General features: G+C 52.0%; 16 protein-coding genes. 6 read left to right on the top strand and 10 right to left on the bottom strand.

What is annotated here, in order from left to right; translation table 11 throughout:
- Window positions 1-124: 124 nt before the first annotated feature.
- The 3 genes from F552_RS0110510 to F552_RS0110500 form a co-directional block, all read right to left on the bottom strand.
- Entirely contained in the window at window positions 125-1,366 is a 1,242-nt protein-coding gene (locus F552_RS0110510) for an aspartate kinase (RefSeq protein WP_018151699.1), read from the bottom strand.
- Window positions 1,367-1,583: 217 nt separating this feature from the next.
- Complete coding sequence (locus F552_RS19100; protein ID WP_018151698.1) at window positions 1,584-3,869, bottom strand: ATP-binding protein; 2,286 nt, start codon at window positions 3,867-3,869, stop codon at window positions 1,584-1,586.
- A 7-nt stretch (window positions 3,870-3,876) separates the two neighbouring features.
- Window positions 3,877-4,395 carry a putative pterin-binding protein gene (locus F552_RS0110500; RefSeq protein ID WP_018151697.1) on the bottom strand — a complete coding sequence of 173 codons (519 nt, stop codon included), beginning with the start codon at window positions 4,393-4,395 and terminating at the stop codon, window positions 3,877-3,879.
- A 229-nt stretch (window positions 4,396-4,624) separates the two neighbouring features.
- Here F552_RS0110500 and gluQRS point away from each other — a divergent pair, with 229 nt between their 5' ends.
- The gene (gluQRS, locus tag F552_RS0110495; RefSeq protein WP_245546677.1) at window positions 4,625-5,605 is read left to right on the top strand and encodes a tRNA glutamyl-Q(34) synthetase GluQRS; all 981 of its coding nucleotides are present in this window, start codon (window positions 4,625-4,627) and stop codon (window positions 5,603-5,605) included.
- On the opposite strand, the gene F552_RS0110490 is transcribed toward gluQRS, so the two are convergent.
- Window positions 5,574-6,389, bottom strand: coding sequence for a response regulator (locus F552_RS0110490; RefSeq protein ID WP_018151695.1), 816 nt, complete (start codon window positions 6,387-6,389; stop codon window positions 5,574-5,576). The genes gluQRS and F552_RS0110490 overlap by 32 nt on opposite strands.
- 27 nt (window positions 6,390-6,416) lie before the next feature.
- On the bottom strand, window positions 6,417-7,769 hold the full coding sequence (gene radA, locus F552_RS0110485; RefSeq protein WP_018151694.1) for a DNA repair protein RadA: 1,353 nt from the start codon (window positions 7,767-7,769) through the stop codon (window positions 6,417-6,419).
- A gap of 237 nt (window positions 7,770-8,006) precedes the next feature.
- On the opposite strand from radA, the gene tsaB reads away from it, so the two are divergent.
- From tsaB to F552_RS0110465, 4 genes are all read left to right on the top strand, one after another.
- A complete protein-coding gene (tsaB, locus tag F552_RS0110480) occupies window positions 8,007-8,801 on the top strand; it encodes a tRNA (adenosine(37)-N6)-threonylcarbamoyltransferase complex dimerization subunit type 1 TsaB (RefSeq protein WP_083917482.1) in 795 nt (264 codons plus the stop codon).
- Window positions 8,798-9,274, top strand: coding sequence for a ribosomal protein S18-alanine N-acetyltransferase (gene rimI, locus F552_RS19095; protein ID WP_018151692.1), 477 nt, complete (start codon window positions 8,798-8,800; stop codon window positions 9,272-9,274). The genes tsaB and rimI overlap by 4 nt, the downstream gene beginning before the upstream one ends.
- Window positions 9,267-10,205 carry a uracil-DNA glycosylase gene (locus F552_RS0110470; RefSeq protein WP_018151691.1) on the top strand — a complete coding sequence of 313 codons (939 nt, stop codon included), beginning with the start codon at window positions 9,267-9,269 and terminating at the stop codon, window positions 10,203-10,205. Before rimI ends, F552_RS0110470 begins: the two co-directional genes overlap by 8 nt.
- A gap of 74 nt (window positions 10,206-10,279) precedes the next feature.
- Entirely contained in the window at window positions 10,280-11,509 is a 1,230-nt protein-coding gene (locus F552_RS0110465) for an MFS transporter (protein WP_018151690.1), read from the top strand.
- A 17-nt stretch (window positions 11,510-11,526) separates the two neighbouring features.
- Here the strand turns inward: F552_RS0110465 and F552_RS19090 are convergent, their stop codons facing one another.
- Complete coding sequence (locus tag F552_RS19090) at window positions 11,527-12,297, bottom strand: class I SAM-dependent methyltransferase (protein WP_018151689.1); 771 nt, start codon at window positions 12,295-12,297, stop codon at window positions 11,527-11,529.
- Here F552_RS19090 and gloB point away from each other — a divergent pair.
- Window positions 12,296-13,096, top strand: coding sequence for a hydroxyacylglutathione hydrolase (gloB, locus tag F552_RS0110455; protein ID WP_018151688.1), 801 nt, complete (start codon window positions 12,296-12,298; stop codon window positions 13,094-13,096). The genes F552_RS19090 and gloB overlap by 2 nt on opposite strands.
- Window positions 13,097-13,112: 16 nt before the next feature.
- Here the strand turns inward: gloB and ypfJ are convergent, their stop codons facing one another.
- The 4 genes from ypfJ to rnhA all read right to left on the bottom strand — a co-directional run bounded on the left by ypfJ (window position 13,113) and on the right by rnhA (window position 15,962).
- Window positions 13,113-14,012 (bottom strand): KPN_02809 family neutral zinc metallopeptidase, encoded by a 900-nt coding sequence (ypfJ, locus tag F552_RS0110450; RefSeq protein ID WP_018151687.1) that lies wholly within the window; start codon window positions 14,010-14,012, stop codon window positions 13,113-13,115.
- A 19-nt stretch (window positions 14,013-14,031) separates the two neighbouring features.
- Window positions 14,032-14,718 (bottom strand): 2-C-methyl-D-erythritol 4-phosphate cytidylyltransferase, encoded by a 687-nt coding sequence (gene ispD, locus F552_RS0110445; protein WP_018151686.1) that lies wholly within the window; start codon window positions 14,716-14,718, stop codon window positions 14,032-14,034.
- Window positions 14,715-15,443: a DNA polymerase III subunit epsilon gene (gene dnaQ, locus F552_RS19085; RefSeq protein ID WP_018151685.1), complete on the bottom strand. Its 729-nt coding sequence runs from the start codon at window positions 15,441-15,443 to the stop codon at window positions 14,715-14,717. Before dnaQ ends, ispD begins: the two co-directional genes overlap by 4 nt.
- Window positions 15,444-15,521: 78 nt before the next feature.
- Window positions 15,522-15,962 carry a ribonuclease HI gene (gene rnhA / locus F552_RS0110435; RefSeq protein WP_018151684.1) on the bottom strand — a complete coding sequence of 147 codons (441 nt, stop codon included), beginning with the start codon at window positions 15,960-15,962 and terminating at the stop codon, window positions 15,522-15,524.
- Window positions 15,963-16,057 lie beyond the last annotated feature (95 nt).

The raw sequence follows: 16,057 nt of genomic DNA, 5'->3' as shown, positions 1-16,057 counted from the left end.
CGCAGCTTCATGCCTGTGTCTGTTGTTCATTTTAGCCCAGTAGAAATGGCAGCTAATAAAAAACCAGCCATACAAACAACAAAGGCAGCTTTCGCTGCCTTTGTTGTTATGCTTTTACTGAAAATCAAGCCAACGGTGTTGGCTCTTTGTCCAGTTCAAAGGCTTTGTGCAGAACGCGCACGGCCAATTCCATGTACTTCTCATCAATACCAACAGAAATCTTGATTTCAGAGGTGGTGATAATCTGGATGTTAATACCTTCTTCAGCCAGTGCACGGAACATGGTACTTGCTACACCCGCGTGAGACTTCATGCCGATACCAACAATGGATACTTTGGCAATGTCTGAAGAACCGGTCACGCTGGCGCCGCCAATGTGAGACAGGCTGTCTTCCAGAATCTGCTTTGCACGTGCAAAGTCATTGCGGTGCGTGGTGAAAGAGAAGTCTGTGGTGCCGTCAGTGCTGATGTTCTGGATGATCATGTCCACATCCACATTCGCCTCTGCAACCGGCCCCAGAATCTGGTATGCAATACCTGGCTTGTCAGGCACACCGCGAACGGTAATTTTTGCTTCATCGCGGTTAAATGCAATACCGGAGATGACTGGCTTTTCCATATTATCTTCTTCCTCAAAAGTAATCAGGGTACCTGCGCCTGGTTCATCCAGGAAGCTGGAAAGCACGCGCAATTTGACTTTGTATTTACCTGCAAATTCGACCGAGCGAATCTGAAGAATCTTGGAGCCCTGGCTAGCCAGTTCCAGCATTTCTTCAAAGGTAATGGTGTCCAGACGGCGTGCTTCTGGCACGATACGAGGGTCGGTGGTATACACACCGTCCACATCGGTATAAATCTGACATTCATCTGCCTGCAGCGCCGCAGCCAATGCAACACCAGAAGTGTCAGAACCGCCACGGCCTAGCGTAGTGATGTTACCCTCAGGGTCCATACCCTGGAAACCGGCAACGATCAGAATGGTATCGTTGTCCAGGTCAGCACGCATGCGTTCGGTATCAATGTGTTCGATACGTGCTTTGGTAAATGCGTTGTCTGTGTGAACGCGCACCTGCCCACCGGTATAGCTTTTGGCTTTGTAACCGAGTTCTTGCAAGGCCATGGACAACAGGGCAATCGTCACCTGTTCGCCAGTAGAGGCCAGAACATCCAGTTCGCGCGGATCAGGCGAACTCTGGATTTCCTTTGCAAGGGCAATCAGGCGGTTGGTTTCTCCGCTCATAGCAGAGACTACAACCACCAGCTGATGACCTGCGTCTTTAAAACGAGCCACCCGCTTGGCGACATTCTTAATGCGTTCGGGGCTCCCCACGGAGGTGCCGCCGTATTTCTGAACGATGAGCGCCATTGCCTATTCCGATATTTGAATCAATAAAAAAATGAGGAAATATTTTACTTCAAACTAAAGCAGCTGGGGGAGCATATCTCTATGAAAATAACCGGAAAATTCAAAAAAACTGCATTTTCCGGGATATTCGCGATGCGCCACTGACAAGAAGTGCATGATGTTGCACTTTACAGATTTCTTTGTGTGATGATCCAGTGAACCCCAAGGATATAGGGTGTCACTGAATCGGTAAGGAGATGTTTTTGCGGGAATATGCTACCCACTGTTCCAGTGTTAGCCGGAAAGCCTGAGCATTGATCGGTTTGGCCAGATAGTCATCCATACCCGCGGACAAAAACCGTTCACGATCTTCCGGCATGGCATTCGCTGTCATCGCAATGATGGGTAGACGGCAAAGTGGTTCCGGCATGGCGCGAATCGCCGCCGTGGCGGCTATACCGTCCATCTCCGGCATATGAATATCCATTAGTATAAGGCTTGGCGGTGCATCCTGAATTGCCCGAATGGCTTCGATGCCGTTATTGGCAATCGTCACTGAATAACCATATTTACCAAGCAATGCTGCAGCTACTTTCTGATTGACCAGATTATCCTCAACCAGCAGCACCTTGACGCCAATTTCCTTGGCAGGAGCAGAGTCTGGTGCTTTACTCTGTGGCTGAACGATCATGGAGCGACGCGATACACTGTCTTGCGTGGCACGGCGCAACGCAATATCCAGTGCACGATGGGTGATCGGCTTCCTGAGCATGATCAACGGGTTGTATTCACGCTCCATGGTATCTGCACTATGAGAACCATTTAGCATGATGACCGGCAGATCGTGCGTAAACTTGTTTTCTGCCAGCTTTTGCAAGGCAGCAGAAGCCAGCAGACTTTCATCCGAGTAATGATTTACCACGATGACATGCCTGAAAGCATCCGTAAATGACTGACTGGCTACCAGGCATTCATCTACATCGTGGTACAACTCGCAAGTCAGGCCTTTTTCCTGCAGACGTGCTTCAAACCAGTTTCGAAGTCCGGGCGCTAATCCGATGACATGAACGACAGTATTGCCTTCTGCACCGGATGCAACCATCGGCATCATTTCGACCGGAGCCATGGCCGGGGCCACAGGTACCCGTAACCAGAAGGTACTCCCTTTGCCCTGCTGACTGTGCACCCCTATTTCCCCACCCATCAGTTCGGCAAGCCGCTTGCAAATGGCCAAACCGAGCCCCGTCCCTTCAAAACGTCTTGAGAGCGATGCATCTGCTTGGGTAAATGGGGTAAACAGGCTTTCCTGATCCTGCGCACTGATACCAATGCCAGTATCGATCACCTCAAACTGCAGCAGGAACTGTTGCTCATCACTCGTAGGCTTGACCGCCATTTTGATCGTGACGGCACCATGTTCGGTAAATTTGATGGCATTGCCAATCAGGTTCAGCATAATCTGGCGCAGACGCCCGCTGTCAGCATGCCATTGACCAGGGAAGTTGGCAGGATAATCCAGAATCACATCAAGTGACTTGTCATTGGCTTTGGGGGCCAGGACTTCAACCACCCCTTCCACAAGGTCTTTCAGATCAAAATCATGCGGATGCAGAACCAGCTTTTCTGCCTCCATTTTGGAGTAATCCAGCACATCGTTGATCACAGAGATCAGTGCCTGCCCGGATTCTCTGATAGTCGAGACAAAGTGTGCCTGCTCTTCGTTTAGCGGGGTGTAACTCAGCAACTCGGCCATCCCGATGACGCCATTCATCGGCGTACGGATTTCATGACTCATCGTGGCCAGAAATTGCGATTTTGCCCGGTTGGCAATATCGGCATTTTCTTTGGCCAACTTCAAGGCATCATTCTTCTGACTGACAGCCTCCAGCAAACGCTGGTTTTTTCTTAAGTTGAGATACAGGCTTACAAGTACAGCCAAACCGACAATGAATACGGAGATAAAAGCCCAGCCCATCCAGTTATAGGCTTGCTTTTGTCGCAAAACCGTATCCGTACGGACGGTGGTCTCATCGTGGTTTGCATTGACTGTCAGATCGTGTAACAAGGGACGGAGAGGCAGCAACTGCGCCATGAGCTTCTGATAAGTAGCTTCGTCACCCGCATGAAAGTCCTGCACAACCGGATCGATATCCTCCAGAACGGATTTTAACTTTTGGGTAGTAGTGACAGCTCCACTCACACCACGCAACTCTTGGCCATGTACGCCCTCTTCCTGGAACAGTTGCAAACGGCTCCAGAGAATATCAAGGCGTTCTGCCATGTTGTCGTAGGTAACGTCCGGCGCTTTGCTCTCATACCTTGTCAGAGAAAGCAAAAATCTTTCGTATTCGATTTCCAGCTGGGCAGATGCCCAGAACGGGCTGTCAAACCGGGCAGACAGGCGCGCGGCATTCTCCATCGGGATACGGACGTAAAAACTCCATAACCCGATGGCCAAAGAGATGACAACAGATACAAAAATAGTCAGCAGCAAGTACTGCCGACTCTTGCCGGATTTTGCCATCGTCACGTTATTTGACATCCAGCCCTTTTAACTGCCATAAAAACTTGGCATCTGCCTCCGGTGTTACCAGTTCAGGGAACTGGTCACGCGGATAGATAATCCATAGCGGACCCTTCTCACGCCGAGACATTGTTTTGCCATCCATGGTAATGGCCAGAATGACATCATACTTAGTAAAGTCGGCAGTCGGAATCTCCACCTTGTAATCATTCAGGGCAATAGCAATTGTTTTGCTGCCTGTAGCACCCACGGCCTTCAGCACATCTCTTGCCAGCGGGCCTTCAAACTTTGGCTTGCCTTTGGTCCAGGTAGTTGAGGTCTGGACGGTTTTCATGCCGATGGATTTCAGCATGGCCATATCGAATACTGCCGTTTGCTTGTCGGTGTTGGTTTTTGTCAGTTTACCACTAATGGTCAGGACAACAGGTCCGGTCGGCTTTGCCAATCCGTCGGCCAAGGCGGATGTCATGGTGCATAAGGCACCCATCATGAACAGGCCTGCAAGCGGGCGTAGCAACGTACGCATATCTCAATCTCCCTCGTGAAAGTCTAAACTAATGTGCCAGATACATTGATTTGTAATAGCATATAAACCAATTTTGATCAGCCTGTACTAGTCATAGACGTCAAGGCGCATTTTAGCAACATTCGAATTTGGAAAACACGGATAAATTGGATACAAAACGCAATTTGCCCCAGCATTCACGTCATATGAACAAAAAACATGAGTATTCGTCTTCTTTGAAATGGCATGTGTGCCAAAACGCCATTCCATACCCGCTCTTATTCAGCCTCCACCCCTAAGTACAAAAAATACGGGCCTTGCAATGAATAGACAGAACTACGTAGGCAGATTTGCGCCATCCCCCACCGGCCCCCTACATTTAGGGTCGCTGCTCACGGCCGTCGCCAGTTTTCTGGATGCCAAAAAACTGGGCGGTGAATGGCTGGTGCGCATCGAAGACATCGACCCGCCAAGAATCATGCCTGGCGCTACAGACGAGATTTTACGGGTGCTGGAACATTACGGTTTGTGGTGGGATCGTCATCTGGTCTATCAGAGCACGCAATATGAACACTATCGCGAAGTCATTACCCAACTGAAGAATCTGGGTGCAATTTACCCTTGCAGCTGTTCAAGAAAAGAAATTTCGGATATCGCCCATGCAGGCGTTGAAGGCCCGGTTTATCCTGGCACCTGTCGTCACCGCCAGCACGGAGATGTGCGTGCATGGCGCTTTCAATTGCCAGACCAGGCGTTCTCGTTTGAAGATCTCATTCAGGGTAAGCAGACTTATGATTTAAACCAGGATCTGGGCGACTTTATTGTCCAGCGTGCCGATGGTCTGTTCGCTTATCAGTTGGCGGTAGTGGTTGATGATGCTGTAGCAGGGGTAACCCATGTCATCAGAGGTATGGATCTGGTGCATTCGACACCAAGACAAGTAAAATTGCAGGACGCTTTAGACTATCCACACCCGGTCTATGGTCATTTGCCTGTTATTGTGAATGAAAACGGCCAGAAATTAAGCAAACAAAACATGGCCGCGCCCATTCAAATGACGGCAGCCGCAGAAAACTGGCACCTCACCCTGGATTTGCTTGGACAGCAACCGCCGGAAGAATTGGCCCGTTGGCCACTACAAGACATCATCAACTGGGCAATCCCGCGATGGGATAGATCACGTATTCCAGCGTCCGCGACTATTGGCCTTCAACACCAGACTGCCCAGTAGCTTCTTGCAGCATCTTTTCAAGTACCGTGATAAAACCCGCGCGCCAGCGCTCGATTTCGGCCAATTGTACAGATAGCTCTGACCAGCCGGTTTCCGGACGTTTGGATAACATTTCCAGCGCAAGGCATGCCTGAAATGGCTGGTGCGCAGTGAAAGTACCGATCGTCCCTTTCAATTTATGGGCAATCTTCTGTACCGATTCGCGGTCTTGTACCGCAAATGCACCATGCAACTGGGCACATGTATCCGGCAGTTGCTCTACCAATAATGTTGCAGCGATTGAGATTGTCCGAAAATCCAGCCCCAGGATTTTGAGTTGCTGGCGTATCGCGTGCTCGATACCTTTCAGGTCCCCGGGATGATGTGGCGTATTTTCCTGATCAGGAACAGGACGCGGGTTAACAGGCTCTGAGGCCTTGGGGTCCAACCATTGCTGCACCATGCCCCGGCTAACCGGTTTGACAAAGAAATCGTCCATACCGGCAACCATGCATGCTTCCCGGTTTTCCGGACTGCCATACGCTGTCAGTGCAATAATCCGGCTGCGATGCCCCGATTCATTTTCATGCTGACGGATCACCTTGCTGGCCTCCAGCCCATCAAGCACAGGCATGTGGCAATCCATGATGATCAGATCAAAAGCCGACTTGGCTGCAAGCGCTATTGCCTCTGCACCATTGGCGGCCATGGTCGTCTCGCAAGGATACTGTTTAAGCAAAAAAAGCAGCACCTGTCGGTTGGTAGGATTGTCATCCACTACCAATACCTTCAGTTTATCGCTCATTTTATTGTGGCTCCGGGTTGATTCGACTTATTCAAACAGATAATCCAATGCTTGCTCAAGCCGCGAAATCGGAAAGACCTGAATACCAGCAATGTCCTGCTTTGGTGCATTGGCTGCAGGCACGATGGCAGAGGTAAACCCCAGCTTGGCCGCTTCTTTCAGGCGCTCTTGTCCGCGCTGGATCGGGCGAATTTCACCCGCAAGGCCAACCTCGCCAAATACAACAAGTTTATCCCGTAATGGTTTGTTTTTAAAGGATGAAATAATGGCAGCAAGGATCGCAAGATCCGCCGCAGGCTCATTGATTTTTACCCCGCCCACCGCATTGAGAAAGATATCCTGATCAAAGAGGCCAAGCCCGGTAAAACGGTGCAATACCGCCAGCAGCAATGCCAGGCGGTTTTGTTCCATGCCGTTGGCCAGACGCTTGGGATTAAACCCGTGAGCATCTTCGACTAGCGCTTGCACCTCGACCAGCAAGGGACGCGTCCCTTCCTGGGTTACCAGTACGCAACTGCCTGCCACAGGCTCATCATGCCCGGAAAGAAACAAGGCAGAAGGGTTGGTCACCCCTCTTAACCCCTTTTCGGTCATGGCAAAGACACCCAGTTCATTCACGGCACCAAAGCGGTTCTTGAACGCGCGTACCAAGCGGAAACTCGAGTGGGTATCCCCCTCAAAATACAGAACGGTATCAACAATATGTTCCAGCACGCGCGGCCCGGCCAGTGCGCCTTCTTTGGTCACATGCCCGACCAGAATCAGGGTCGTACCGCTCTGCTTGGCAAAACGGGTCAGCTGCGCCGAACACTCTCTGACCTGCGCAACGCTACCGGGTGCCGAATTCAAGGCTTCAGAATACACGGTCTGAATCGAATCGATGACCGCGAGTTGCGGCTTATGGGCATCCAGCGTTGAAATGATTTTTTCCAGCTGAATTTCCGCCAGAAGCTGTACCCCTCTGGACGCGACCGTGAGGCGTTTGGCGCGCAGGGCAATCTGCTGCGCAGATTCTTCACCACTGACGTATACCACTTTCATCCTGTCTGCCACAGCGCACAATGTCTGCAGCAGCAGGGTTGATTTGCCAATACCCGGGTCTCCGCCCAGCAGGATGACCGCCCCTTCCACCAAGCCGCCACCCAGTACGCGGTCAAATTCGCTGATTCCGGTCGGATTCCGTGGTACATCCTGTGCTTCTACGTCTTCAAGCAATTGCAAGGTACTGGAAGCCGCCAAACTCTTGAAACGGCTGCTTGAGCTTTCCGGCACGGTTTCTTGCAGCGTATTCCAGGCCTGGCAGTGCGGGCATTGGCCCTGCCATTTTGGCAAGGTACCGCCACACTCTGTACATACATAAATGGATTTTGCTTTTGCCATGTTTTCTCTGTTTAACGGTTAACACGCCTGGTGCGATCATTAACACGTTTACATCTTTTCATTGTTTCTCATGCATTATTCAGCACAATAGCATATCAGACCGGTCTCTTGAAAATTGCGCCAGAGCCTGCGTCATCAACACACTTGGTATTCATCAAATATGCTAACACATCCCCTCTCGCCTGCCCCAAGTCGGCATGGATTTGTTTACCGACCTGTGGATCTGCCGTCTTCCGTATGGGAAAGTGCGACGAACCCATCCAGGCTTTTCACTCTGAACAAATGGCAGATCATACAGTTACGGGGTGCGCCAGTATCCCGTATAATGCCGGCATGCGAATCCTAGCCATAGATACCTCTACAGAACAACTCTCCATCTCATTATGGAATGACGGCATTCAGACCGGTTTGACTGAAACTGCGGGTCAGCAGCATTCCTCAATGACAATCCCGCTGATCGAAAAGCTCCTTGCAGATGCTCAACTGACGCCAACTGCGCTGGACGCCATTTCGTACCCGGTTGGGCCTGGCGCATTCACGGGCCTGCGGATTGGATGCGGTATCGCGCAAGGCCTGGGGTTTGCCTTGCAGCGCCCATTGATCGGTATCTCTACGCTGGCAACCCTGGCGCAATCAGTGGCTGGCGAGCAGCCGATTCTGGCGTGTCTGGATGCCAGGATGGGGCAGGTTTATGCTGGCTTGTATCAGCGGATTGACGGAAAGCTGACCAATCTGGTGGCCGACCATCTTACCAATCCGGATATGTTGGACATCTCTGCCGAATTCACGAATATTCAAGCCGTTATTCAAGCCGTTGGTAATGGATTCAAAGCCTACCAAGGGCAGTTTCCAGAGCCACTGACAGAACGATGCCACGTAGTAGACGATGCTCGTCTGCCAGATGCGCACCATCAGGCAGAGCTTGCAGTAGAGGCCTATGAAGCAGGTCGCACCTGTCTGCCCCATGAAGCGGGGCTAGTTTACCTGAGAGACAAAGTGGCCCTGACGACCAAAGAGCGAACCGGCTCATGAAACTGCAAAAGCTTACCGATCGCTGGCTGGATAACCTGATTGAACTGGATGCGGCAGCCAGTGAGTGGCCTTGGCTGCGCACTCAGTATCTGGGCTCTTTTGAACACCATGATGCCGTCTATGGCTGGGTTGATAGAGATACGCTCTGTGGCCTTGCCGTTGTCCAGTATGTTCTGGACGAGGCCAATCTGCTGAATTTTGCCATTGCAGCGGAATACCAAGGCCAGGGATTTGGCAAACACTGGATGCAATGCGTCATTCAGGAAGCACGGGATAAGCATGCAAGCCAGACCATGTTTCTGGAAGTTCGGGCAGGCAATGCGGCCGCCATCAAGCTGTATACCCGTAGCGGCTTTGTTCAAACCGGTTTGAGAAAAGCCTATTACCCTGCCCGGAACGGGCGTGAAGACGCTATTTGCATGTCTCTGATTATGTCTGACAACCTTGTGACGTTGGAGCCTGCTCATGGATGAGCAATTGCTGAAGGCCATGGGATTATGGCCGCTATGGGTTCCCAAGGATCAGGAAACCGAGGTGGTGACACTGAGCGAACCTGCTGCGAGCCATGAACCATCCATAGCATCAGTACATGTCGCCAGTCCATTTGGCTTTACAGAAAGCACGCCAGATGTTGAAACGCCCGCGGCCAAACCGGTCATCAGTGCCAGTGCCAAAGCTGGCCTGGCGGCTGCATTGGCAGCAGCCAGAGGCGGCAGTTCTTCGTTGCGGCATGCACCTGAAAAACCCGCTACCCATGTAGCACTACCGGAAGCGCAACAGCCACCGGTCCAGGCGGAAGCGCCTGCCCCAGTTTCTTTGGTGACAAAGCCTGTTACTCCCGCCAATGACAATTGGGATGACCTGACGCGAGAAATCCACCAGTGCCGGGCTTGTACATTGTGTGACAGCAGAACACAGGCGGTCCCGGGTATTGGTGATGTACAAGCCGAATGGATGTTTATTGGCGAAGCGCCGGGAGCAGAAGAAGATCGCCTTGGCGAACCGTTTGTGGGTACCGCCGGCAAGTTGCTGGATAACATGCTGGCAGCCATGCAGCTAAAACGCGGCGACAATGTCTATATCGGCAATGTTTTAAAATGCCGCCCACCAGGCAACCGGGACCCGCAGCCTGCTGAAGTCGCCGCATGCAGGCATTTCCTGACCCGGCAAATAGCCTTGGTACAACCAAAGATTCTGGTGGCCTTGGGACGTTTTGCTGCCAATACGCTACTGAACACTGACAGTACGCTTGCCAGCCTGCGAGGCACTGTGCATCATGTTGAAGGCATCCCTTTGATTGTCACTTACCATCCGGCGTATTTGCTACGTAACCTGCCGGACAAAGCCAAAGCATGGCAAGACCTGTGTCTGGCCATGAAAACATTACAGCAAACCAAGCACTAATCATGGCTGTGATTACCCTGACTTCCTGATCGAGATATCGCTTATCTCCAAACCCATTGACGGATTTCCCGCCCATGCTGTTGCACTTACTCAAGCAATACACCAATTATCGCAAATTCTGGTCTGCACAAATCCTGTCGACTATCGCCCGCCAAATGGTGGTCGTCGCCATGGGTTGGCAGATTTATTATCTTACCGGTAGTCCGATGAGCCTCGGCCTCATGGGGCTTGCGCAATTTCTGCCACAACTGGTGTTTACGTTACCAGCCGGTTTCTTTGTCGATCATTTTGATCGCAAACGGATTGTGTTCATCTGCCAGTTGATTGAAGGCTTGGCCATTGCACTGATTGCGATCGGCACCCACAGCAATTCGCTAAATGAATATTGGCTATATGCCGCCGCTAGCTTGCTTGGTACGGCAAGAGCGTTTGAATTTCCTGCAACCCAATCCATGTTGCCAAACCTGGTCACCCCGGAGCATTACCCCCAGGCCATGGCGCTCAGTAGTGCCGGGCGCGAAGTCGCCGTGATTGGCGGTCCAGCCATGGGTGGTTTCCTATATGCAATCGGTGCAGACTGGGTGTACGGATTGAGCGCCTTTTGTTACCTGAGTGCCTCGTTCCTGATCTTCCGCATGCAGACCATGACGGCGATTGTGCATGCCACCCGTAAAGTGACCGTAGAAGCCATTCTGGGCGGGATTGCCTTTATCCGTCAGCGACCAGTCATTCTGGGGGCTATCTCGCTGGATCTGTTTTCGGTTTTGCTGGGTGGTGCAACGGCCCTGCTCCCCATTTTTGCCAAGGATATCCTGCACACAGGACCATGGGGGCTAGGTCTGCTAAGGTCGGCACCTGCCGTTGGCGCGTTGCTGATGTCACTGTATCTGGCCAAGCATCCACTGCAAAAACGGGTTGGTAAGAAGATGTTCTACGCCGTGGCTGTATTTGGGCTTTGTACCATCGCGTTCGGTCTTTCCAGCTGGTTCCCGGTTTCTTACCTGGCACTGGTTGGGCTTGGCGCGTCCGACATGATCAGCGTGGTGGTCCGTACCACGTTGGTGCAACTGGAAACACCGGACGAAATGCGTGGCCGTGTCAGCGCGGTCAATGCCATTTTTATCGGTACATCCAATGAACTGGGTGAGTTTGAGTCCGGATTGACAGCAGCCTGGTTTGGCCCCATACCGGCGGTTGTATTGGGCGGAATCGGAACATTGCTGATTGTGAGTACCTGGATGTATTTGTTCCCTGCCCTTAGAAACCGGGACAAACTGATCAGGGAAACCACAGAAGCCGCATAGATAAACGGGCGGAAGCTCTATTCATCCGGACTGAGGGTTGTATCCTGCGGTGAAAACTGCTCGGAAATCAGTCTGGAAACGGGTAATTCATGTTTTCCGGTCACCAGCTTTAATCTGGAAGGTCTGGTCTGCCGAATACCTTGGCGCTCTAGCAAGCCGGTTAGCCGCATGCCATACACCTGCTTGGTCGCTTCCAGAAAATAAATGGCGCCCAGACCCGGCCACCAGCGGTCTCCGGCCGATTCCAGCCGCATAAACCGCTTTTGCCATTGACGCTGTTTTGAAGGTGGAATGTAAGCCCCCATCGCACTGGTCCGAATGCGGAAATTCAGCAGCGATAACCAGTCTTTGACCCTGGGTAAACGGATAAAATTGCCTGCCCAGGGAATGTTGCGTTTTCCGAGCCAGCGCCGCGCACCCCAGAGACTGAACGGGTTAAAACCGGAAATCAGGATGCGTCCTTCCGGCACCAGAACACGCTGCGCCTCTCTCAGGACCTGATGCGGATCAGCACTAAAATCCAGTACATGCGGCAAGACCAGCACATCCACGCTGCTGCTGGCAAACGGCATGTTCAGCGGGTCTGCAACCACATGCACGCCCTGCCCTTGCCCCGCTAATATTCGTTGACGGATTTTACAGGTAGCGAGTAAATTGACCTGTGTGGTACCCAATTGAATTGCGGTGTACCCGTACTGGTTTTCCATGGTATTGCAAAACCAGTGAGCTTCTACTGACAGCAGATATTGGCCCAAGGGACTGGCAAGCCAGTCTGCCCACTGCTGCATGGATAACGATGAACTTTTTCCAGACCATTCCGCCATGTTGACTCTCGTTACCTTACCTGCCTTGAATGATAATTATATCTGGCTTGTTCATGATAATGTGCACGCAGTTGTCGTCGACCCCGGTGAAACAGCGCAGGTACTTCATTTCTTGCAAGCGCATCACTTGAGTCTGGATGCCATTCTTTGCACACACCATCATGGTGATCATACTGCCGGCATCATGAAATTGCGAGAAGAGTATCCATCTGCACAGGTCTACGCACCGGGTAGCGAACGATTTACCGGTTTTAGGACCATAGCGGTCACAGAGCCAGACCACCTGGAGATTCTGGGACATCCTTGCCGCGTCCTGAATGTTCCAGGACATACCGGTGATCATATCGCCTATCACCTGAGTCCCTGGTTATTTTGCGGCGACACGCTGTTTGGTGCTGGCTGCGGCCGTATTTTTGATGGGGATGCGCGTTCTTTTTATCAGTCTTTGCAGAAAATCAGCCAATTGCCGGATGACACCCAGATCTGCTGTGCTCATGAATACACGCTGGCCAATTTGAAGTTTGCACTTGCGGTCATGCCGGATAATCAGCAGCTAAAGCAGCGGATCGCTGCCGATTCCCACAAACGCGAGCAACTGCAACCCACGATTCCATCGTTACTCTCTCTGGAAAAAGCGACCAATCCATTCCTGCGATGCCACACCCCAGAGGTTGAATACGCAGTCAGTCAGCATTCCTATCAATCGCCTCAAGATGCCACAGACGTCTTTACCCTGCTACGTCAGTGGAAAGACACGTTTTAGCCTGCACTGGATTCACTTATAAATGTGCAACCTTGAACGTGTTGCACTGACTGATCTGACCGGATTCAAACCCGACCTTAAACCAATGAATCCGCTGTGCAGAGGTTCCATGGGTAAACGAGTCCGGTGATACGTGTCCTTGAGCCTCTTGCTGCAGCCGATCATCACCAATTGCGTTGGCAGCCCGTAGTGCCTCATCGAGATCACCCGCTTCCAGCAGGTTTCTGGACTGGGCAGAATGCCCCCATACTCCGGCAAAGCAATCTGCTTGCAGCTCTTGTCTTACAGAAAGCGCATTGCGGACTTTCTCAGAGGCACCATCGCCTTTTTCGGCCACTTGCTGAGTCACGCCTATCAGATTCTGTACGTGGTGACCTACTTCATGTGCAATGACATACGCTTGCGCAAAATCCCCCGGCGCACCAAAACGCTGATGCAATTCATCAAAGAATTCGAGATCAATAAAAACCTTTTGATCTCCGGAACAATAAAAGGGCCCCACCGCAGAGGTCGCACGCCCGCAAGCAGACTGAACAGCGCCGCGAAATAATACCAATCGGGGGCGCGTATAGGTTTTGCCCGCCTCCGCAAACAGTTTTCCCCAGACATCCTCGGTATCGCCCAGTACTGCGCGTACCATCTGCGCGGTCTGATCCTCTACTGGAGGCGCTTTAGCCTGTGTCGGTGCCGCATGCTGAGTAACCTGAACCGGGCTACCGCCCTGCAAATATGAAAGAATCACTAACGGGTTCTTGCCAAGCAACACGCTCACCACAATGACAATAATGATGGCTGTACCGCTCAAGCGAAACCCGCCAAAGCCGGAAAACCCGCCGCCACCCCCAAGGCCAAAACCACCGCGCTCGTCCCGACGGTCTTCCACTTCGTCACTGCGACGCATTTCATCCCATTTCATGGGGTTACTCCTGTGCGTTTTACGTTAAGAGTGCTTCAACCACTTGCAAATCTTCAGGGAAAGTCACTTTCAGGTTGTTACGGCTCCCAAGAACCAGCGCCGGCACAAAACCGGCCTGCTCCATCGCGGAGGCTTCATCGGTAATGGCAGACAAATCACCAGCATGTGCGGCAGACAGCATACCCAAGTGGAACATTTGCGGCGTCTGTGCCAGCCACAAGTCAGCTCTTGGTACCGTGGCAGAAATCAGTACACCATCCCTGCTCTGCTTGACTGTATCCGGCACCGGCACCGCCAGAATCCCGCCCACATCGTGCTGGTGCAGCGTATCCATCAGAGATTTAAGATGATCGTACCCCAGACATGGACGGGCTGCATCGTGAACCAGCACCCAGTCCGATGACGCGTAGTCATTCGCAAGGTACCGCAAACCATTACGAACACTCTCAGCCCTGCTGGCCCCACCACATCGAACCACCTGCATGCCGGGCAGGCCAGACCAGTCAAACCGGTCAAACCAAGGGTCATCCGGGGCGATCACTACCACGACTTGTTCTATACGACGATCCGCCAGCAATGCATTGACCGTATGCCATAACACCGGATGCTGTTTCACCAGCAAATATTGCTTGGGTCTGTCCGCATTCATCCGGCTACCCACACCGGCTGCAGGTACAAGGCCGACAAATCGCGTGCCAGTCTTCATGCCTCGGCTTCTGCGGCAGGAGGCGTCAACAGTTGCACCCATACAGAAGGTGCTTTATTGGCTTTTTCCAGCCCTTCAAGGTATTCCTGATGAGCCTGGATCTCGTCTTCACGGATCTGCCTGACCTTGGGTCGTGCTTTCAGATCAATGACCATGTCCCCCGTTAGCTGAACGGTTTTTTCACCCTCCAGGTCCATCACCAGGCTATCCTGGCCACGCGTCATTTGCAGATATACATCCGCCAGCAGCTCCGCATCCAGTAACGCGCCGTGCAAAGTACGGTTAGAGTTATCAATGCCGTAATCCCGACACAACGCATCCAGATTGTTTCGCTTGCCAGGACGCAGATCCTTCGCCATGGCCAATGTATCCAATACTGATGGACAGATATCCGCAATCAATGGTTTGCCCAGGCGCGACAGCTCTGCATTCAGGAAGCCAATGTCAAACGGTGCATTGTGAATCACTAACTCGGCACCCTCTACAAAGCGGATAAAATCATCCACAATCTCTGCAAATTTGGGTTTGTCAGCCAGAAACTCGCTGGTAATGCCGTGGACACGCAATGCCCCCTCTTCCGATTCCCGTTCCGGATTGATGTACAAGTGCAAATGCCGGTTCGTTAGCCTGCGATCAGAAAGCTCTACACAGGCCAGTTCAAGAATCCGGTTGCCTTGCTTATGGTCCAGGCCGGTTGTTTCTGTATCCAGTACAATTTGACGCATGTTTGGTGCTCTTTACGTAAATTATTATCCAGTGAACCCAAGTGCGGACCGTTACCTCGTCCCGCACCCGTTTTGATATCAGCCGAGGGAGGCGACGCCCTGATTAGCCAGTTCATCTGCTCTTTCATTCATGGGATGGCCCGCATGGCCCTTGACCCAATGCCAGGTCACATCATGCGTTTGTACCAGCGCATCCAGTTTTTGCCAGAGATCCACATTCTTCACCGGTTCTTTGGACGCTGTTTTCCAGCCCCTGGCTTTCCAGCCCTTCAACCATTCACTCATGCCTTTCAAGACATATTGCGAGTCAGTGTGGATATGAATCGTGCAAGGGCGTTTTAGCAAGCTTAACGACTCGATGACCGCTGTCATTTCCATCCGGTTGTTGGTCGTTTCCGGCTCTCCGCCAAAAATCTCTTTTCGGGAAGCGCCGTAGCACAAAATGGCGCCCCACCCGCCAGGGCCCGGATTGCCCTTACAGGCCCCATCGGTATAAATATTGACGATTGTATCTGACACCCGCTCTACCTAACTTGTCTGTATGATGTGGTCACACCATGGCCGCCCCTGCGGCTGGTGCACCTCATCTTTTTGGCCTCTACTACACACGAATG

Origin of the sequence: Leeia oryzae DSM 17879 (genome assembly GCF_000376945.1) — a bacterium.
GTDB lineage: Bacteria > Pseudomonadota > Gammaproteobacteria > Burkholderiales > Leeiaceae > Leeia > Leeia oryzae.
Note: the sequence above shows the minus strand (reverse complement) of the source record. Positions and strands in the feature narration are given on the sequence as shown.